Genomic DNA, 18,511 nt, shown 5'->3' with positions numbered 1-18,511 from the left:
CTGACTACGCCTCGACGACGACCGGGATGATCATGGGCCGGCGGCGCAGCCGGTTGGAGACCCACCGACCGACGACCCGGCGCATCACCTGCTGCAGCTGGTGCGTGTCGGTCGCGCCCGTGAGCGCCGCCTCCTCGAGGGCCCGCGTGAGCTCCGGAAGGATGTCCTCGAACACGTGGTCCTGCTCGGCGAACCCCCGGGCGTGGATCTGCGGGCCGGCGAGCACCTTGCCGTCGGCCGAGCTCACCACCGCGAAGATCGAGATGAACCCCTCGTCGCCGAGGATCCGACGATCCTTGAGCTCGGCCTCGGTGATGCCGCCGACGCTCGACCCGTCCACGTACACGTAGCCGCACGGCACGGCGCCGACGATGGACGCCTTGCCGTCGACGAGGTCGACGACCACGCCGTCCTCGGCCAGCACGACACGGTCGGCCGGCACCCCGGTCTGCACGGCGAGGGCCGCGTTCGCGACGAGGTGCCGGACCTCCCCGTGCACGGGCATCACGTTGCGCGGCTTGAGGATGTTGTAGCAGTACAGGAGCTCGCCGGCGCTGGCGTGCCCGGAGACGTGGACCTTCGCGTTGCCGGAGTGCACGACGCGCGCACCGAGCCGGGTCAGCCCGTTGATCACCCGGAACACGGCGTTCTCGTTCCCCGGGATGAGGGACGACGCGAGGATCACGGTGTCGCCGGGGCCGACGGACACCTTGTGGTCGTTGTTCGCGATCCGCGACAGGGCCGCCATCGGCTCGCCCTGCGACCCGGTGCACATCAGCACGATCTCGTCGTCGGGCAGCTGGTCGACCTGCTTGAGGTCGACGAGCACGTCCTGCGGGATCTTCAGGTAGCCGAGGTCGGACGCGATCGCCATGTTCCGCACCATCGACCGGCCGACGAGCGCGACCTTCCGACCGTGCGCGTGCGCGGCGTCGAGCACCTGCTGGACGCGGTGCACGTGCGACGCGAACGACGCGACGATGATGCGCTTCGTCGAGTCGGCGAACACCCCGTCGAGCACCGGACCGATGCCGCGCTCCTGCGCGACGAACCCGGGCACCTCGGCGTTGGTGGAGTCCACCATGAACAGGTCGACGCCCTGCTCCCCGAGCCGCGCGAACGCCCGCAGGTCGGTGATCCGGCCGTCGAGCGGCAGCTGGTCCATCTTGAAGTCGCCCGTGTGCAGCACGGTGCCGGCGGGGGTGCGCACCGCGACGGCGAGCGCGTCCGGGATCGAGTGGTTCACGGCGACGAACTCGCACTCGAACACGCCGAACCGCTCGGTCTGACCCTCGCGGACCGCGAGCGTGACGGGCGCGATCCGGTGCTCCTTGAGCTTCGCCTCGACGAACGCGAGCGTGAGCTGCGACCCGACGAGCGGGATGTCCTGACGAAGCCGCAGCAGGTACGGCACGGCACCGATGTGGTCCTCGTGGCCGTGCGTCAGGACGATGGCCTCGATGTCGTCGAGCCGCTCCCGGATGTACTCGAAGTCCGGGAGGATCAGGTCGACGCCGGGCTGGTGGTCCTCGGGGAACAGGACGCCGCAGTCGATGACGAGCAGACGGCCGGCGAACTCGAGGACGGCCATGTTGCGGCCGACCTCACCGAGCCCTCCCAGTGCGACGACGCGCAGGGCGCCGTCGGCCAGCGCCGGCGGCAGGGTGAGCTCGAAGTGCGGGTGACTCAATGGGTCTCCTGGGGTCAGCGGAGCGCGATGTCGAGCAGCCCGGCGGCGCGCAGGCCGGCCCGGATGGTCTCGAGCTCGTCGTCCGAAGCGGCGACGAGCGGCAGGCGCACGGCGCGGGTGGGCAGGTGTCCCGTGATCTCGAGCGCCGCCTTCGCGGCGACGGCCTGGAAGCCGGCCCCGTTGAGGGCGTCGATCGCGGGGATGATCGTGCGGGAGACGCGCAGCGCCTCCGCGTGGTCGCCGTCGCGCCAGGCGCGGGTGACGGACGCGAGCTGGCCGGCGGCGACGTGGCCGACGACGCTCACGATGCCGACGGCACCGACCGCCAGGAGCGGCAGCAGCAGGCTGTCGTCGCCGGAGTACCAGGCCAGTCCGGTGCGCGTGATCGCCTTCGACGACGCGTACGGGTCGCCCGCCGCGTCCTTCATCGCGACGACGCGGGGGTGCTCCGCGATGGCGTCGATGGTGGCGGGGGCGAGCCGGACGCCGGTGCGGCCGGGCACGTCGTAGAGCATGACGGGCAGGTCGGTCGCGTCGGCGACGGCCTCGAAGTGGCGCAGCACGCCCGGCTGCGACGGCCGGGAGTAGTACGGAGCGACGACGAGCAGCCCGTGCGCGCCCGCCTCGGCGGCCTGCTCGGCCATCCGGACGGCGTGCGCGGTGTCGTTGGAGCCGGCGCCCGAGAGCACGTACGCCCGGTCCCCGACGGCCTCGACGACGGCCTGGACGAGCTCGGCCTTCTCGGGGGCGTGCGTCGTGGACGCCTCGCCGGTGGTGCCCGACAGCACCAGGCCGTCGTTGCCCGCGTCGACGAGGTGCCGCGCGAGGCGGACGGTGGCCTCGAGGTCCACGGCTCCGTCGGCGGTCATCGGCGTGACCATCGCGGTCAGGACGCTCCCGAACGGGCGCGTGGTGTCGGTGACGTGCGGCATGGGGCCACGGTACCGCCCAGCCACCCGCACCGACGTCGCTGCCCACGCCGCAGCGGCGCGCCCGTCAGGCCCCGGCCGGCTCGTACGACTCGAAGCGGAACCGCAGGCCGTCGGACGACGAGGTGCGCCAGCCGTCCTCCGGCTCGGAGCCGACCAGCCGCCAACGCCCGTCGTCGAGCGGCGGCGCCCACGTGTCGCCCTCGACGGTCGTGTCGACCACCGTCACCTCCACACGGTCCGCCCGCGGCAGTGTCGCGGCGTAGACCGCGCCGCCGCCCATGACCCAGGCGTCCCGGTCAGCGACGAGAGCGAACGCGTCGTCGAGAGACGCGACGACCCGTGCGCCCTCGGCCACGAACCCCGGCGTGCGCGACAGCACGATGTTGTCCCGGCCCGGCAGGGGCCGGAACCGGGCGGGCAGCGACTCCCACGTCGCCCGGCCCATGATCACCGGGTGCCCCTGCGTGAGGGTCCGGAACCGGGCCAGGTCCTCCGGCAGCCGCCACGGCAGGGCGCCCTCCCGGCCGATGACGCCGTCCGGCGTCTGCGCCCAGATGAGCCCGAGCGTCACACCGCCACCGGCGCCTTGATGCCGGGGTGGTGCTGGTAGCCGACGACCTCGATGTCCTCGAACGTGTAGTCGAAGATCGACGGGGCCTTGCGCAGCTCGAGGGTCGGCAGCGGGTACGGCTCCCGCGAGAGCTGCTCGCGGACCTGGTCCACGTGGTTGTCGTACACGTGGCAGTCGCCGCCGGTCCACACCAGGTCGCCGACCTCGTGCCCGGTCTGCTGCGCGACCATGTGCGTGAGCAGCGCGTACGACGCGATGTTGAACGGCACCCCGAGGAACAGGTCGGCCGAGCGCTGGTAGACCTGGCACGAGAGGCGCCCGTCGGCGACGTAGAACTGGAAGAACGCGTGGCACGGCGCGAGCGCCATCGAGGGGATGTCGGCGACGTTCCAGGCCGAGACGATGTGCCGCCGCGAGTCGGGGTCCCGGCGCAGGTTCTCGACGAGCTGCGCGACCTGGTCGACGTGACCGCCGTCGGGCGTCGGCCAGCTGCGCCACTGGACGCCGTACACGGGTCCCAGCTCGCCGTCGTCGTCGGCCCACTCGTCCCAGATGGTCACGCCGTGGTCGCGGAGCCACGCCACGTTCGACTCGCCGCGCAGGAACCACAGCAGCTCGTACGCGACGGACCGCAGGTGCACCCGCTTCGTCGTGACGAGCGGGAACCCGGCCGACAGGTCGAACCGCATCTGGTGCCCGAACACGCTCCGGGTGCCCGTCCCTGTCCGGTCCGACTTCGGCGTCCCGGTCGCCATGACGAGCCTCAGGAGGTCCTCGTAGGGGGTCTCGACGACGGGCGTGGTGTCGGTCATGGCGCCCAGGATAGGTCGGTCCGCACGACGCGCCGACGGCGACTCACGGACCGGTCGGAAGTTCGGCAGGTGCGGCTGCCGGGTGCGCGCGACACTGTGCGGATGACCACGTCGCTGCCCCCGACAGTCGCCGCCCACGTGCCCACCGAGATCCTCGTCGACGGGTCCTGGCGACCCGCCCGGAGCGGGCGCACGTTCGAGGTCGCCGACCCCGCGACGACGCAGACCCTGTTCGACGTGGCCGACGGCGGCGAGCAGGACGCGCTCGACGCACTGACGGCCGCCGACGGCGCGTCCGCCGAGTGGCGGGCCGTCGCCCCTCGTCAGCGGGCCGAGCTGCTGCGGGCGGTGTTCGAGACGATCACGGCGCGCACGGAGGACATCGCGGCGCTCGTCACGGCCGAGGGCGGCAAGCCCCTGGCCGAGTCGCGTGCGGAGGTCGCGTACGCCGCCGACTACGTCCGGTGGTACTCGGAGCAGGCCGTCCGCCTCGACGGCCTGGCCCGCCGGGCGCCGTCGGGCACCAACCACCAGCTCGTGCTGCGGCGGCCCGTCGGCCCGGCGCTGCTCATCACGCCGTGGAACTTCCCGATCGCGATGATCGCGCGCAAGGTCGCGCCCGCCCTCTCCGCCGGGTGCCCCGTGGTCGTCAAGCCCGCGCAGCTCACGCCGCTGACGACCGCGTTCGTGGCGGAGATCATCCGGGCCGAGCTCGTGGAGCGCGGGATGCCCGCGGGCGTCATCAACGTCGTCCCGTCGTCCTCCGCGCGGTCCGTGTCCGGGCCGCTGCTCGCCGACCCGCGGCTGCGCAAGCTGTCGTTCACCGGGTCCACCGAGGTCGGCGCGAGCCTGCTCAAGCTGGCCTCGGAGCACATCCTGCGGACGTCGATGGAGCTCGGCGGCAACGCGCCGTTCCTCGTGTTCGACGACGCGGACCTCGACGACGCCGTCGAGGGTGCCGTCGCGGCGAAGATGCGCAACGCCGGCCAGACGTGCGTCGCCGCGAACCGGTTCCTGGTGCAGCGCGGGGTCGCCGACGAGTTCACGACCCGGCTCACGGCGGCGTTCGAGCGGCTCGTCGTCGGGCACGGCGCCGAGACGGGGACGACCGTCGGGCCGCTCATCGAGAAGTCGGCCGTGGACCGGGTCGAGGAGGTCGTCGCCCAGGCCGCCGACGCCGGCGCACGTGTCCGCATCGGTGGTGACCGGCCCGACCGGCCCGGGTACTTCTACAACCCCACGGTGCTCGACCGCGTCGACCCGGCGCTGCGCCTCGTCACCGAGGAGATCTTCGGGCCCGTGGCACCGGTGGTGACGTTCGGGTCGGAGGCCGAGGGCGTGGAGCTGGCGAACGGCACGCCGTTCGGCCTCGTCGCGTACGCGTACACCCGCGACGTCGCCCGGGTGCTGCGGCTGGCCGAGTCCGTCGAGACGGGCATGCTCGGCGTGAACCGCGGCATGGTGTCGGACGCGAGCGCACCCTTCGGCGGGGTCAAGGCGTCCGGGCTCGGCCGCGAGGGCGGCGAAGCAGGCATCGAGGAGTACCTCGAGACGACGTACGTCGCGCTCTGACCCTCAGGCGGCGTCGCGCTCCCCCGGCACCTCCGTCGCGCTCTGACCCCGACATCTCCGTGGGGCACCGACCGTGCGCCGACCCCGCGCCGCCGCGCCCCGACGGCCTGCGGGGCGCGCGTGTGCGACAGTGGCCGGCGTGAACCGCCCCGACGACACCGCTCGGCGGGGCGCCGTCCGTCAGGCGGTCTCGGTGTCGGTCGCGACCGGCCTGTACGGGGTCTCGTTCGGGGCGCTGTCCGTCGCGGCCGGCCTGTCGATCCCCCAGACGGTCGCCCTCAGCCTGCTCATGTTCTCCGGCGGCTCCCAGTTCGCGTTCGTGGGCGTGCTCGGCGCGGGCGGGGCGGCCGGCGCCGCCGTCGCGACGGCCGGGCTGCTCGGTGTCCGCAACGGGCTGTACGGCCCGCAGGTCGCGCCCCTGCTTCGCGCTCGGGGCTGGCGCCGTCCGCTCGCCGCCCAGCTCACCATCGACGAGTCGACCGCGGTCGCGACCGCCCAGCGGGACCCGGCGGTCGGCTGGGTCGGGTTCTGGTGGACCGGGGTCGGCGTCTTCGTGATGTGGAACCTGTTCACGCTCGCCGGGGCGCTCGTCGGCGACGCGCTCGGCGACCCCCGCCGGTACGGCCTCGACGCCGCCGCGGCCGCCGCGTTCCTGGCCCTCGTCTGGCCGCGGGTCACCGGACCGGGGTCCCGCGTCGCGCAGGTCGTGGCCGCCGGTGCGGTCCTCGTCGCGCTCGCGGTCACGCCGTTCGTGCCCGCGGGCATCCCCGTGCTGCTCGCCGCGGTCGTCGCGATCGTGGCGGGGTTCCTCGTGCGCCCACCCGCGCCGACCGGCCACGACGGCACCGACGACGCCCGGTCCGATGCCGACCTGCCCGATGCCGACCATCCCGACGCCGACCTGCCCGACGCCGACCGTCTCGACCCGGAGGGATCCCCATGAGCGACGCCGTCACCTGGGTCGCCCTCCTCGTGGCCTGTGCCGTGTGCTTCGCGCTCAAGCTCGCCGGCCACCTGGTGCCCGAGCACTGGCTCGCCAAGCCCCGGGTCGCCCGCACGGCCGCCCTGGTCACCGTCGCGCTGCTCTCCGCGCTCGTCGCCGTGCAGGCCGCGACGACCGGCCGGGCGCTCGTCGCCGACGCCCGGCTGCCCGCGCTCGCCGTCGCGGCCGTCGCGCTCGCGCTGCGGGCGCCGTTCGTCGTCGTCGTCGTGCTCGCCGCCGTGACGGCGGCGGTGCTGCGAGCGATGGGCATGCCGTAGCCTCGCCCGGACCCGTCGCTCGACTCCCCGGAGACCCCCATGACGCTGTTCCGTGAGACCGCCGACGTGTCGGTGCGCCCCGCGGTGCCCGGCGACGAGACCGCCGTGGTCGACGTCCAGCTCGCCGCGTGGCGGCACACGGGTCTGCTGGGTCCGGCCGTGCTCGACCTCGTCGACCCGGCGGCCATGACCGCGCAGTGGGCGCGCGCCATCACCACCCCGCCCGCCGCCGGCTACCGCGTGCTCGTGGCGTGCCGCGGCGCGGACGTCGTCGGCGTCGCGTCCGTCGCCCCCGTGCCCGCGCCCGAGGACCGGCCGTTCGACGCGCCCGGCGGCGTGATCCTCGCCCTCGAGGTCGCGCCGGACTCCCAGCAGCGCGGTCACGGCTCGCGGCTGCTCGCCGCGGTCGTCGACCTGCTCCGGCAGGACGGCGCCGACCAGGTGCACACGTGGGTGCTCGACGGCGACGAGGCCCGGGCGCGGTTCCTCGGTGGCGCAGGGCTCGGGCCCGACGGCGGGACGCGCGACCTCGCGACCGGTGCGATGCCGGACGGGTCGGAGGCGACCGTGACGGAGCGTCGCTGGTCGGCGTCGATCTGACCCGCCGGGCGGCCCGGCGGACCTGACCTCAGGCGGGACGGGCGCGGTGCAGCCGGCTCGCGGTGCGCAGCGACGCCCGCGCCTGCTTGCGGTCGCCCGCGGCGTCGTACGCGAACGCCAGGTGGTACCACGACCGCCAGTCGTCCGGGTCCGCCTCGGTGCGGGTCCGGAACTCGTCGAACGCCGCGCGCGCCGCGACCCGGTCGATCCGGCCGCCCGGCGAGCGCGGGAGGTCGTCGACGGGCAGCTCGTCGGCGTCCGCCAGCTCGTCGGCCATGCGCTGCACGTCGATCGCCAGCCACCACTCGCGCGCGACCAGCCAGATCACGAGCAACGGCAGCAGCCAGAACGCCAGGCCCAGCACGACGCCGACAGGTTCGCCGCTCGTGACGAGCGCGCTGGCCCGCAGAGCGACGAGCCACACGTACACGCCGAGGAGGGTGGTCAGCGTGACGGCGGCGAGCAGCGACGTACGGCGCACCCGCTTGGACGAGCCGGCCACGTCAGGCGAGGTCGAGCAGGTGCTCGAGCCCCACGGTCAGGCCGGGGCGCCGGCCGACCTGACGCACGCCGAGCAGCACGCCCGGCATGAAGCTCACGCGGTCGAACGAGTCGTGCCGGATCGTGAGCTGCTCCCCCGCGTTGCCGAGCAGGATCTCCTCGTGCGCGACGAGACCTCGCAGCCGCACGGCGTGCACGCGCACCCCGTCGACGTCGGCCCCGCGGGCACCGTCGAGCCCCTCGCTCGTCGCGTCCGGGCTCGGCCCGACCCCCGCCGCCGCACGCGCGGCGGCGACGGCCGACGCGGTGTGCCGTGCCGTGCCGGACGGCGCGTCGATCTTGTTCGGGTGGTGCAGCTCGACGACCTCGACGGACTCGAACCACCGGGCGGCCTTCGCCGCGAACGTCATCGCGAGCACGGCACCGAGCGCGAAGTTCGGGGCGACCAGCACCCCGACCCCCGGCCGGTCGGCCAGGTGGTCCCGCACGCGGGCGAGCGACTCGTCGTTCCAGCCCGTCGTGCCGACGACCACGTGGATCCCCGCGTCGACGAGCGCGTGCACGTTGCCCTCGGTCACGGCCGGCACCGTGAAGTCGACCGCGACCTGCGCGCCGGCGGCTGCGACCGCCGCGAGGTCGCCGTCCGCGTCCAGCGCCGCCACGAGCTCCAGGTCGGGCGCGTCCTCGACCGCCCGCACCACCGTCGCACCCATGCGTCCCGCCGCGCCCAGCACGGCCACCTTGATCGGTTCGCTCACGGGGTACGACCCTAGCCGCCGACGGCCGTCCCCAGCGCCTCCGCGATGCCCCGCTCGAGCCGCCGCAGCTCCTGCAGGCTCTGCCCGGTGAACCGTTCGACCTCCCGCGGCGGGTAGGCGGCCTGCACGTACCACCGGATCGCCCCGAGGACGTCCTCGGGGCGCACCGGCCCGGGGCCGACCGCGTCCCGGACGAACGCGCTGAACCGCACCGCCGCGAGGAACACGTCCGGGGCCACACCGAGGTGCTCGACGACCCACCGGTGCAACGTGCCGACGGCGAGACCCGCACCACGGGCGACGTCCGACGACCGGACCAGACCGTCCGACTCCAGCACCTCGCGGACGACCGGCTCGAGCAGCGCGAGCGTCGGGTCCTCCGCCTCGGGCCGGAACCGTGCCGCCAGACCGCCGCCCAGCAGCCACGCCGCGTCCTCGTCCTGACCGGCGTCCAGGGCGGCGGCGCACGCCGCGGCGACCTCGGGCGACAGCAGCGTCTCGACCGGGTCGACCCGGTCCGTCACCGGGTGCGCGACGCCGAGCCGCGCCAGCGCCAACGGGTCGAGCTGGGCGCCGAGCCGGGCCGCGGGACCCCGCTGCTCCCGCACGACCGCACGCGTCGCGAGGCCGCGTACGCCGGACCCGTCCGGCGTACGCCGCTGCGTGAGCGGGTCCACGTGCACACCGGGCGTGCCGACGGCGACGACGACCAGGCCGTGCCCGTCGGGCAGCAGCACCTCGTGGCTCACGGTCCCCGCCGGGTGCCGGACCACCCACAGGTGGTCCACGAGCTCGTGCGCCCCGGGCGGGGGCGTGAACCGGCGGTACCCGATCTCGTCGACGGTCATGCCTCATCATCGCGCCCGCACGGGCTCGCGAGCATCACCCGCGGAGGGGAGGCGTGCAGGTCACCGCAGGGCTGCGCCGGCCGGTCGCCGGGCTGCCGGACGCCGAACGGCCGGTCGGCGAACGGTCAGTCGCCGAACGGTCAGTCGCCGAACGGTCCGACCCGCACGACCGAGCGCGGGCGCGACGCCAGCTCCGCGGCCAGCTCCTGCACGTCGGCGGCCGTGACCGCACGGATACGGTCGAGCGACTCGTCGACGCTGAGCAGCTCCCCGTGCACCAGCTCGGCCTTGCCGAGCCGGCTCATCCGGGAGCCGGTGTCCTCCATGCCGAGCACGAGCCCGCCGGCCAGCTGACCGAGCGACCGGTCGAGCTCCGCCTGCGTGATGGGACTGTCCGCGAGGCGCTCCCACTCGGCGATCATCAGGGCGACGACCTCGTCGACCTTGCCGGGCGTGCACCCCGCGTAGAGCCCGAAGATGCCGGTGTCGGCGTGCCCGGACGCGAACGAGTACGTCGAGTACGCCAGGCCGCGCTTCTCGCGGATCTCCTGGAACAGCCGCGACGACATGCCGCCGCCGAGCACCGCGTTGAGGACCGACAGCGTGAACCGCCGCGGGTCGGTCGCGGTGAGCGCCGTGCCGCCGACGATGACGTTGGCCTGCTCGGTGTGCCGGCGGATCGTCGTCTCGACGCCCAGCGCGGGCAGCCCGGACGTGCCCGCGAGGGCGGCGACGCTGGTCGGCAGGCGTCGACCGGTGGGCTCCTGGGCGCCGTCGAGGTCCCAGCCGCCCGTCGTCAGCGCCTCGGCGACCTGCGCGCACAGCGTGTCGTGGTCGACGCCACCGGCCGCCGTCACGACGAGGGTCGACGGCTTGTAGTGCCAGCGGTAGTGCTGCCAGACGGCGTCGCGCGGCACCGCGCGGATCGTCTCGGGCGTGCCGCCGATCGGCCGGCCGAGCGGGTGCTCGCCGAGCACCACGGCCGTGAACTGCTCGTGGACGACGTCGCTGGGGTCGTCGTCGTTCATCGCGAGCTCTTCGAGGATCACGCCGCGCTCGGTCTCGAGCTCGTCGGTGTCGAGGCGCGCCGAGGTCACCATGTCCGCGATGACGTCGACCGCCATCGGGAGGTCCGTGTCGAGCACCCGCGCGTAGTAGCAGGTGTGCTCCTTGCCGGTGGCGGCGTTGGCCTCACCACCGACGGCGTCGAACGCCTCCGCGATGTCCATCGCGGTGCGGCGAGCGGTGCCCTTGAAGAGCAGGTGCTCGAGGAAGTGGGTCGAGCCGTGGTGGCCGTCGGACTCGTCGCGAGACCCGACCCCCACCCACGCGCCGACGGTCGTCGAACGCAGGCCGGGCATGCTCTCGGTGAGCACCCGGACCCCGCCGGGCAGGACGGAACGACGCACGAGGGCGTCGCCGTCCTGCCCGACGGCCTGCTCGGCGCCCGGGAAGCCCGGGCGCACGAGCGGCAGGTCCAGCGGCACGTCAGGCGTCGACGGACTCGGGCGCCTCGGCGGTCTCGCCGCCCTCCGCACCCTCGTCGATGACCGCGTGCAGCGACAGCTTGCCGCGCGGGTCGATCTCGCCGATCTCGACCTGGACCTTCTGGCCGATCGAGAGGACGTCCTCGACGTTCTCCACGCGCTTGCCGCCGACGAGCTTGCGGATCTGCGAGATGTGGAGCAGGCCGTCCTTGCCCGGCGAGAGCGAGACGAACGCGCCGAACGTGGTGGTCTTGACGACCGTGCCCACGAAGCGCTCGCCCACCTCGGGCATGTGCGGGTTGGCGATCGCGTTGATCGCCGCCCGCGCGGCCTCCGCCGACGGACCGTCGGTGGCGCCGATGTAGACCGTGCCGTCGTCCTCGATCGAGATGTCGGCGCCGGTCTCCTCCTGGATCTGGTTGATCATCTTGCCCTTCGGGCCGATGACCTCGCCGATCTTGTCGACCGGGACCTTCACCGTGATGACGCGGGGAGCGAACGGGCTCATCTCGTCGGGCACGTCGATCGCCTCGGCGATGACGTCGAGGATCGCGAGGCGAGCCTCCTTCGCCTGGGTGAGCGCGCCGCCGAGCACCGAGGCGGGGATGCCGTCGAGCTTGGTGTCGAGCTGGATGGCCGTGACGAACTCGCGGGTACCGGCGACCTTGAAGTCCATGTCGCCGAAGGCGTCCTCGGCACCGAGGATGTCGGTGAGCGCCGCGTAGCGGGTCTCACCGTCCACCGTGTCGGACACGAGGCCCATCGCGATGCCGGCGACCGGGGCGCGCAGCGGCACACCGGCGTTGAGCAGCGAGAGCGTGGACGCGCAGACCGAGCCCATCGACGTCGAGCCGTTGGAGCCCAGCGCCTCGGAGACCTGACGGATCGCGTAGGGGAACTCCTCGCGGCTCGGCAGCACGGGCATGAGCGCCCGCTCGGCGAGCGCGCCGTGGCCGATCTCGCGCCGCTTCGGCGAGCCCACGCGGCCCGTCTCACCGGTCGAGTACGGCGGGAAGTTGTAGTTGTGCATGTAGCGCTTGCGCGTCTCCGGGGAGAGCGTGTCGAGCTGCTGCTCCATGCGGAGCATGTTCAGCGTGGTGACACCCAGGATCTGGGTCTCGCCGCGCTCGAACAGCGCCGAGCCGTGCACGCGGGGCAGCACCTCGACCTCGGCCGACAGCGTGCGGATGTCCCGCAGGCCACGGCCGTCGATCCGGAAGCCGTCCGTGAGGATGCGCTGGCGGATGAGCTTCTTCTGCACCGAGCGGTACGCGGCCGACAGCTCCTTCTCGCGACCCTCGAACTGCGCGGAGAGCTGCGCGACGACCTCGGCCTTGATCTCGTCGAGGCGGTTCTCGCGCGTCTGCTTGTCCGCGATGCTCAGGGCCTCGCCCAGCGACGCGGTCGACGCGGCCTCGACGGCCTCGTACGCGTCGGACTGGTAGTCCGGGAACGTCGGGAACGTCTGCGTCTCCTTCGCGGCCTTGGCCGCGAGCTCCTGCTGCGCCTGCACGAGGGCCTTGATGAACGGCTTCGCCGCCTCGAGGCCCTGCGCGACGATCTCCTCGGTCGGCGCGACGCCGCCCTCGAACTGGATGATGTTCCAGCTCTTCTCGGGCGCCTCGGCCTCGATCATCGCGATCGCGACGTCGTCACCCACGACGCGGCCGGCGACGACCATGTCGAACGTGGCGCGCTCGCGCTCGGAGTAGCGCGGGAACGCGACCCACTGGCCCTCGACCAGTGCGATGCGGACGCCGCCGACCGGGCCGGAGAACGGCAGGCCGGAGAGCTGCGTCGACAGGGACGCCGCGTTGATCGCGAGCGTGTCGTACGCGTCGTCCGGGTGGATCGCCAGGACCGTGATGACGACCTGGACCTCGTTGCGCAGGCCCTTGACGAACAGCGGGCGCAGCGGGCGGTCGATCAGGCGGCAGGCCAGGATCGCCTCGGTCGACGGGCGACCCTCGCGGCGGAAGAACGAGCCGGGGATCTTGCCGGCGGCGTACTGCCGCTCCTCGACGTCGATCGTCAGCGGGAAGAAGTCGAACTGGTCCTTGGGGTGCTTGCCGGCCGTCGTGGCCGCCAGGAGCATGGTGTCGCCGTCGAGATAGGCGGCGGCGGAACCCGCTGCCTGCTTGGCCAGACGGCCGGTCTCGAAGCGGACGGTGCGGGTGCCGAAGCGACCGTTGTCGATCACGGCCTCGGCGAACTGGATCTCGGGACCCTCCACGGGTGCCCTCCTTGTCCTCGAAGGCGCCGGCCGGCCGCGGCGGTCTTCGATCGAGGTCCCCGGACCCTGAGGGTTCCGGAGGCCACTACCGAGGACCGGACGAGCGGGTCGGCGCGGTGGATGGTGCTGTGGTGCGGTGTATCAGCTGCGGTGCGTGGCGCCCGGGGCGGGCTCCACGCGGAACCAGCCCGGACCCGAGGTCGGGTCCGGGCTGGTCCGGGTGATCAACGGCGCAGGCCGAGCCGCTCGATGAGGCTGCGGTAGCGGTTGATGTCGACCTTCTGGAGGTAACCCAGCAGGCGACGACGCTGACCGACGAGCAGCAGCAGGCCGCGGCGGCTGTGGTGGTCGTGCTTGTGGGTCTTGAGGTGCTCCGTGAGGTCCTTGATGCGCTGCGTGAGCATCGCGATCTGGACCTCCGGCGAACCGGTGTCACCCTCGTGGGTGGCGTACTCGGTCATGATGGACTGCTTGACGGCACTTTCGAGCGGCACGGTTCTCCAGGTTGTCTCGTTGCGCGGTGCTCCGGGGCATGTCCACCCGGGCTCTCTCGGTCCGCGGCCGTTCGTACGGCGACCACAGACTATCAGGCGGCGGGCGCTCCCCCGGCATCGGCCTCGTCCGGCGCCTCGGAGGGGGCCTCGGTGGACGGCTCGGCCGCCACCCCGTCGAGCACCTCGCGGACCCGCGCGACGTCCTCGTGCATGCGCACCAGGAGCTCGTCGACCGAGTCGAACCGGAGTGTCGGCCGCAGCCGCTCGACGAGCTCCAGCACCACCTGCTGGTCGTACAGGTCGAGGTCGGTGCGGTCCAGCACGTACGCCTCGACCCGGCGCTCGTGCCCGTCGAACGTGGGGTTCGTGCCGATGGACACCGCGGCGGGCAGCACCGTGTCGGGCTCGCCGACGCCCACCGGCGCGCCGTCGGCCCGGCGCGTGCGTCGCAACCATCCCGCGTAGACGCCGTCGGCCGGCACCATGCCGGCGAGGTCGGACCCGAGGTTCGCCGTCGGGAACCCGAGCTCGCGCCCGCGCGCGTCACCGTGCACGACGGTCCCGCGAACCCGGTGCGGCCGACCGAGCACGCGCGCCGCCTGCACCACGTCGCCCGCGTCGAGCAGCTCGCGGACCCACGTCGACGACCAGCGGCGACGCAGCGGGTCGGCGGCCTGGTCCTCGGCGCTCCCGGGGTCGGCGGCCGCCGCGGGCGCGACGTCCTCGATGACCTCCACCTCGAACCCGTACCGGTGGCCGAGCTCGACCATCGTGCCCAGGTCGCCCGAGTTCGCCCAGCCGAAGCGCACGTCCCGCCCGACCACGACCGTCCGCGCGCGCAGGCCCTCGACGAGGTACCGGCGGACGAACTCCTCGGGCGACTGCCGGGCGAAGTCGAGCGTGTACTCGAGCATGAGCACCGCGTCGAGGCCGGTGAGCTCGAGCAGCTCGAGCCGGTCCTCGTCGCCCGTCAGCAGCGGCGGGGCGGTGTCGGGGCGGTGCACCTGCAGCGGGTGCGGGCTGAACGTGACCGCGACCGAGCGGGCACCCACCACCCGCGCGTCCGCGCACATGCGCGTCAGGACGCTCACGTGCCCGCGGTGCACCCCGTCGAAGTTGCCGAGGGTGACCACCGAGGGGCCGAAGTCCGACGGGACGTCGGCGAGGTCGTTCCAGCGCAGCACACGAGGATCATGCCACCCGGACGGGGCGCCCAGCCCGCGACGTCCTACGCTGCGGCATGCGCTGGGAGACGTTCGGGGAGACGACCGTGTACGACAGCCCGTGGATGCGGGTCACGCTCGTGGACGTCGACGTCCCTGGTCACGGGCGCATCGACCACCACGTGCTGCGGATGCCGGGCGCGGCGGCGGGGGTCGTGGTGCACGACCCCGAGCGCGGGGTCCTGCTCCTGTGGCGGCACCGGTTCATCACCGACGGCTGGGGCTGTGCCTCACCCTGACCGCGTTGCTGCGCTTCCTGCTCGACACCGACCTGCGTCCCTGACCCGCGGCGGCCCGCCCGCGGTCACCGCAGCTGCCAGGGCAGGACGACCGTCATGGACGCGGCGCGTGTCGTGGCGCTGCCCGCCGGGTTGGTGAACACCGCCCGGTACTCGCTGGCGACGCCGAGCAGGGTCACCGGGAGCGTCAGCGTCGGCTTCGTGGCGCCGGGGATGGTCACCCACCGGCCGCGGCACCAGCGGACCTGCCACCTCACGGTCGGCGCCGGGGTCCCGCTCGCCGCCGCCGTGAACGTGACGGTCGCGCCCAGCCGCCCTCGCACGTCCTTCGGCTGCTGCGTGATCGCCGGGGCGACCTGCACGGGCTCGCCGCCGTCCTGGTCGGCGAGGAACGACGCGACCCAGGAGATCGCCGACTGCCAGTTCACCGCGACCTCGTTGGTCGACCAGGCGCCGATCTCGTCGATGTAGCAGGCCGACGGTGCGCAGCCGGCGGGGAACGCCGCCTGCGTCGTCGGGTCCCACGAGCCGGCCTGGGAGTTCGGGCCGCCCGCGAGCGACCCGACGGGCGGGCTCGGCAGCGACGGGTCGAGCTCGTGCGCCCACCACCGGTTGTGCTGCTGGTGGGAGGCGACCTCGCCCCAGCCCGTGACGTACGACTGGTTGAGGGCGTTGCGGCCCAGCAGGTAGTCGACCCCCTCGAGCACGGACGTCCGGTACTTCTCGTCGCCTGTCAGGTCGAAGGCCGTGCCGACGACCACGAGGTTGTTCGCGACCTGCGAGCTGGAGCCCCAGACGTAGTCGCCGGACGGCGAGTAGACCGAGCCCCACGGCTGGGCGGCCTGGCTCGCCACGTACCCGTCGGCGCCCGCGACGACCGAGGCCACGACGCTGTCGCGACCCGGCAGGTCGCTCGGCACGGTCGCCAGGTCGAGACGCCCCAGCGCGGCGGTGCTCCCCCAGCCGAAGCCGTCGGCCGTGAACACGTCGGCGGTGTGCTGCGGGCTGGCGAGGACCGCCTGCTCGTACTCGGAGCCGCCCGTGGTGAGGAACAGCTCCGCGGCCGCCCAGTAGAACTCGTCGCTCACGTCGCGGTCCCCGTAGGCGCCGCCACCGTCCGCGCCCGCCGCGTCCGGTGCGTACACCGCCGGGTGCGCGACGGCGGCCTCGTAGGTGGACCGGGCCGCGGCGAGCAGCATGTCCGCGAACGCGGGGTCCAGGTCGCGGAACAGCCGCGCACCCTGCGCCGCGACGGCGGCCACGTTGAGCGTCGCCGCGGTCGACGGACGCGCGAGCGACCGGGGCTGCGCGTCGTCGGACGGGAGCAGCGGCAGGCCGGTCCACCCCTCGTCGTGCACCTTGTGGTGGACCATCCCCGCGTACTCGCCGGACGGGGCGATCATCTTCAGCATCCACTCGAGCTCCCAGCGCGCCTCGTCGAGCACGTCGGGCACGTGGTCGCCGTGCTCGGGGATCGCGAGGGTGCCGTCCGCGAGCGCACCCGCGTCGGCGGACGCGGCCCGTGTCGAGCGCTCGTACGTGCTGAGCAGCTGGGAGACCGCGATGCCGCCGTTGACGACGTACTTGCCGTGGTCGCCTGCGTCGTACCAGCCGCCGGAGACGTCGAGGCGGTAGTCGCACGTCCAGCCGTCGTAGTAGTCGCGCGGGCCGATGCAGGGCACGTCGGTGTCGCCCTGGTTCGGTGCGACGCCGACGTGGCCGGCGGGGCGGGCGTAGTCGTCGCCGGCGATCGCGCCGTCGATCGCGATGCCCGAGCGGGCCGGGTAGAAGTAGTCCAGCGTGTCGTAGCGGAGCTGCTGGTAGAGGTCCGCGTCGATGTCGAACGGCCGGCTGGTCTCGCCGTCGGCGACGAGCGTGAGGCCCTCGCCGGGGTCGGTGACGTCGGAGAAGTCGATCGTGTGGACGTTGAGGCGTGATGACGCGTCGAGCCCGGCGGGCGTCGTCCTGCCGTCCGCGACCACGTCGCCGTCGGCGTCGTGCAGCTCCCACGGCACGGCGACGGTCTCGTCGGTGACGAGCGTGGCCCGCTTCGGTCCGAGCGGGAGGTAGCCGACCTGGTTCACGCGCACGCGCGGGCCCGTGTCGGGCTGGTAGACGGGCGGCGGCGTGGCCGACGTGGTGAGCGAGACCTCGGAGATGCAGAACGTGTACGCCGAGGACTTGCCGAGGTGGAACGCGAGCTGCCCCGGCGCCGTGCCGTCCGCGGGGAACGTCAGGCCCGCCGTGAACGGGTACTCGTACGTGGCGAGCTCGGTCGTCAGCGGCACCGCGGACTGGTCGAGGACCGTCCGGTAGGCGCCGCCGCCCTCGCCGACGAGCGCCCGCACCGGGGTGGCCGGGCTGCTGCTCGCCGTGAAGGACAGGACGTAGTTCTGGGCCTCGTCGACCGGCAGGCCGTTGTAGACGAGCCCCGCGTCCCACGGGTTGACCTGGCCGCCCGGGAGGTCGACGCACATCCGTCCGTCGGCGAACACCGGGTCGCTCGTGCCGTACAGCGACCAGGGTCCGAGCGACTCCGCGAACGACGTGTGCGTCAGGAGCTCGGACTCCGAGGAGAGCGAGACGTCGTCGAGGCAGAACGTCCAGGCGTCGGCGGTGAACCCGCCGAGCTGGAACGCGATCTGGCCGCGCGGGTCGCCGTCGCCGCTCTCCGCCGGGTACGTCGCGGCGGCCGTGAAGGCGTACGACGTCGCGGTGGGCTTCGTCGTGAGGGCCGGGCTCTTGTCGAGGACGGTCCCGTACGGTGCACCGTCCTGCCCGACGAGCGCCCGGATCGTGACGTCCGTGCTCGCCGTCGCGGTGAACCCGAGCGTGTAGGTGGTCCCCTCGTCGATCGCGACGCCGTTGAGCACCACGCCGACGCCGTACTGGCTCGAGCCCGCGGGCACGTCGACGCACAGCGCGCCGCTGCTGGTGTCGAGCGGCCCGTCGGTGCCGTACGCGACCCACCCCTCGGCGCCGGTCTCGAACGTCCCGTCGCCGATCTGCGACGCGGCACTGACCGGCCCGACGCCGCCGAGCGTGAGCGCGGCGGTCCCGAGCAGGGCCGTCGCTGCGCCGACCCACCTCCGTCCCGCCGACCGGCGGTACCCGTGCGGTGCGGTGCGAGAAGCCACGTCGTCTCCCTCGGTCGGACGGCCACTGCCCTGTGAGCCGCCTGTGGAACCGCGGGCAGGCTATGGGAGGGAGCCGTGCGGCCGGACCGGTACGAATCGATTCGGTCGGATCGATTCGCTCGAGCACGTGCCCCGTGGAGGGACGCGCCGCGTC

General features: G+C 73.6%; 17 protein-coding genes. 5 read left to right on the top strand and 12 right to left on the bottom strand.

Annotated elements, in window-relative coordinates; all coding sequences use genetic code 11:
• Positions 1-4: 4 nt before the first annotated feature.
• The 4 genes from Cch01nite_RS13130 to Cch01nite_RS13115 form a co-directional block, all read right to left on the bottom strand.
• Positions 5-1,690 carry a ribonuclease J gene (locus Cch01nite_RS13130; protein ID WP_203755163.1) on the bottom strand — a complete coding sequence of 562 codons (1,686 nt, stop codon included), beginning with the start codon at positions 1,688-1,690 and terminating at the stop codon, positions 5-7.
• A 14-nt stretch (positions 1,691-1,704) separates the two neighbouring features.
• On the bottom strand, positions 1,705-2,622 hold the full coding sequence (gene dapA / locus Cch01nite_RS13125) for a 4-hydroxy-tetrahydrodipicolinate synthase (protein ID WP_203755161.1): 918 nt from the start codon (positions 2,620-2,622) through the stop codon (positions 1,705-1,707).
• A 64-nt stretch (positions 2,623-2,686) separates the two neighbouring features.
• Complete coding sequence (locus Cch01nite_RS13120; RefSeq protein WP_203755158.1) at positions 2,687-3,193, bottom strand: dihydrofolate reductase; 507 nt, start codon at positions 3,191-3,193, stop codon at positions 2,687-2,689.
• Positions 3,190-4,005, bottom strand: a complete 816-nt coding sequence (locus Cch01nite_RS13115) for a thymidylate synthase (protein ID WP_203755155.1) — start codon at positions 4,003-4,005, stop codon at positions 3,190-3,192. The genes Cch01nite_RS13120 and Cch01nite_RS13115 overlap by 4 nt, the downstream gene beginning before the upstream one ends.
• A gap of 102 nt (positions 4,006-4,107) precedes the next feature.
• Here Cch01nite_RS13115 and Cch01nite_RS13110 point away from each other — a divergent pair, with 102 nt between their 5' ends.
• The 4 genes from Cch01nite_RS13110 (at position 4,108) to Cch01nite_RS13095 (ending at position 7,437) form a co-directional block, all read left to right on the top strand.
• Positions 4,108-5,577 (top strand): NAD-dependent succinate-semialdehyde dehydrogenase, encoded by a 1,470-nt coding sequence (locus Cch01nite_RS13110; RefSeq protein WP_203755152.1) that lies wholly within the window; start codon positions 4,108-4,110, stop codon positions 5,575-5,577.
• Between the two features lie 139 nt (positions 5,578-5,716).
• The gene (locus tag Cch01nite_RS13105; RefSeq protein ID WP_203755145.1) at positions 5,717-6,520 is read left to right on the top strand and encodes an AzlC family ABC transporter permease; all 804 of its coding nucleotides are present in this window, start codon (positions 5,717-5,719) and stop codon (positions 6,518-6,520) included.
• A complete protein-coding gene (locus Cch01nite_RS13100) occupies positions 6,517-6,837 on the top strand; it encodes an AzlD domain-containing protein (RefSeq protein ID WP_203755142.1) in 321 nt (106 codons plus the stop codon). Before Cch01nite_RS13105 ends, Cch01nite_RS13100 begins: the two co-directional genes overlap by 4 nt.
• Positions 6,838-6,876: 39 nt before the next feature.
• Positions 6,877-7,437, top strand: a complete 561-nt coding sequence (locus Cch01nite_RS13095; protein WP_203755139.1) for a GNAT family N-acetyltransferase — start codon at positions 6,877-6,879, stop codon at positions 7,435-7,437.
• Between the two features lie 28 nt (positions 7,438-7,465).
• On the opposite strand, the gene Cch01nite_RS13090 is transcribed toward Cch01nite_RS13095, so the two are convergent.
• The 7 genes from Cch01nite_RS13090 to Cch01nite_RS13060 all read right to left on the bottom strand — a co-directional run bounded on the left by Cch01nite_RS13090 (position 7,466) and on the right by Cch01nite_RS13060 (position 14,942).
• Positions 7,466-7,939, bottom strand: a complete 474-nt coding sequence (locus tag Cch01nite_RS13090) for a tetratricopeptide repeat protein (RefSeq protein WP_239070465.1) — start codon at positions 7,937-7,939, stop codon at positions 7,466-7,468.
• 1 nt (position 7,940) lies between these two features.
• Positions 7,941-8,696, bottom strand: coding sequence for a 4-hydroxy-tetrahydrodipicolinate reductase (gene dapB, locus Cch01nite_RS13085; protein ID WP_203755136.1), 756 nt, complete (start codon positions 8,694-8,696; stop codon positions 7,941-7,943).
• A gap of 11 nt (positions 8,697-8,707) precedes the next feature.
• Complete coding sequence (locus Cch01nite_RS13080) at positions 8,708-9,544, bottom strand: hypothetical protein (protein ID WP_203755133.1); 837 nt, start codon at positions 9,542-9,544, stop codon at positions 8,708-8,710.
• Between the two features lie 140 nt (positions 9,545-9,684).
• Positions 9,685-11,031 carry a M16 family metallopeptidase gene (locus Cch01nite_RS13075; RefSeq protein WP_203755130.1) on the bottom strand — a complete coding sequence of 449 codons (1,347 nt, stop codon included), beginning with the start codon at positions 11,029-11,031 and terminating at the stop codon, positions 9,685-9,687.
• 1 nt (position 11,032) lies between these two features.
• On the bottom strand, positions 11,033-13,264 hold the full coding sequence (locus tag Cch01nite_RS13070; RefSeq protein WP_203755127.1) for a polyribonucleotide nucleotidyltransferase: 2,232 nt from the start codon (positions 13,262-13,264) through the stop codon (positions 11,033-11,035).
• Between the two features lie 224 nt (positions 13,265-13,488).
• The gene (rpsO, locus tag Cch01nite_RS13065) at positions 13,489-13,758 is read right to left on the bottom strand and encodes a 30S ribosomal protein S15 (RefSeq protein ID WP_203755123.1); all 270 of its coding nucleotides are present in this window, start codon (positions 13,756-13,758) and stop codon (positions 13,489-13,491) included.
• 92 nt (positions 13,759-13,850) lie between these two features.
• Complete coding sequence (locus Cch01nite_RS13060) at positions 13,851-14,942, bottom strand: bifunctional riboflavin kinase/FAD synthetase (RefSeq protein ID WP_203755110.1); 1,092 nt, start codon at positions 14,940-14,942, stop codon at positions 13,851-13,853.
• Positions 14,943-14,998: 56 nt separating this feature from the next.
• Between Cch01nite_RS13060 and Cch01nite_RS13055 the strand changes: the two genes are divergently transcribed.
• Positions 14,999-15,220: a hypothetical protein gene (locus tag Cch01nite_RS13055; RefSeq protein WP_203755108.1), complete on the top strand. Its 222-nt coding sequence runs from the start codon at positions 14,999-15,001 to the stop codon at positions 15,218-15,220.
• A 65-nt stretch (positions 15,221-15,285) separates the two neighbouring features.
• Here the strand turns inward: Cch01nite_RS13055 and Cch01nite_RS13050 are convergent, their stop codons facing one another.
• Positions 15,286-18,357, bottom strand: coding sequence for a glycoside hydrolase family 9 protein (locus Cch01nite_RS13050; protein WP_203755106.1), 3,072 nt, complete (start codon positions 18,355-18,357; stop codon positions 15,286-15,288).
• Positions 18,358-18,511 lie beyond the last annotated feature (154 nt).

This window comes from Cellulomonas chitinilytica (assembly GCF_016862675.1).
Classification (GTDB): Bacteria; Actinomycetota; Actinomycetes; order Actinomycetales; family Cellulomonadaceae; genus Cellulomonas; species Cellulomonas chitinilytica.
Note: the sequence above shows the minus strand (reverse complement) of the source record. Positions and strands in the feature narration are given on the sequence as shown.

What these genes read in the sequence shown, in the direction of transcription:
- dapA (WP_203755161.1), bottom strand. Translation starts at nt 2,622, where the DNA reads ATGCCGCACGTCACCGACACCACGCGCCCGTTCGGGAGCGTCCTGACC.
- Cch01nite_RS13115 (WP_203755155.1), bottom strand. Translation starts at nt 4,005, where the DNA reads ATGACCGACACCACGCCCGTCGTCGAGACCCCCTACGAGGACCTCCTG.
- Cch01nite_RS13110 (WP_203755152.1), top strand. Translation starts at nt 4,108, where the DNA reads ATGACCACGTCGCTGCCCCCGACAGTCGCCGCCCACGTGCCCACCGAG.
- Cch01nite_RS13100 (WP_203755142.1), top strand. Translation starts at nt 6,517, where the DNA reads ATGAGCGACGCCGTCACCTGGGTCGCCCTCCTCGTGGCCTGTGCCGTG.
- Cch01nite_RS13095 (WP_203755139.1), top strand. Translation starts at nt 6,877, where the DNA reads ATGACGCTGTTCCGTGAGACCGCCGACGTGTCGGTGCGCCCCGCGGTG.
- Cch01nite_RS13080 (WP_203755133.1), bottom strand. Translation starts at nt 9,544, where the DNA reads ATGACCGTCGACGAGATCGGGTACCGCCGGTTCACGCCCCCGCCCGGG.
- Cch01nite_RS13055 (WP_203755108.1), top strand. Translation starts at nt 14,999, where the DNA reads ATGCGCTGGGAGACGTTCGGGGAGACGACCGTGTACGACAGCCCGTGG.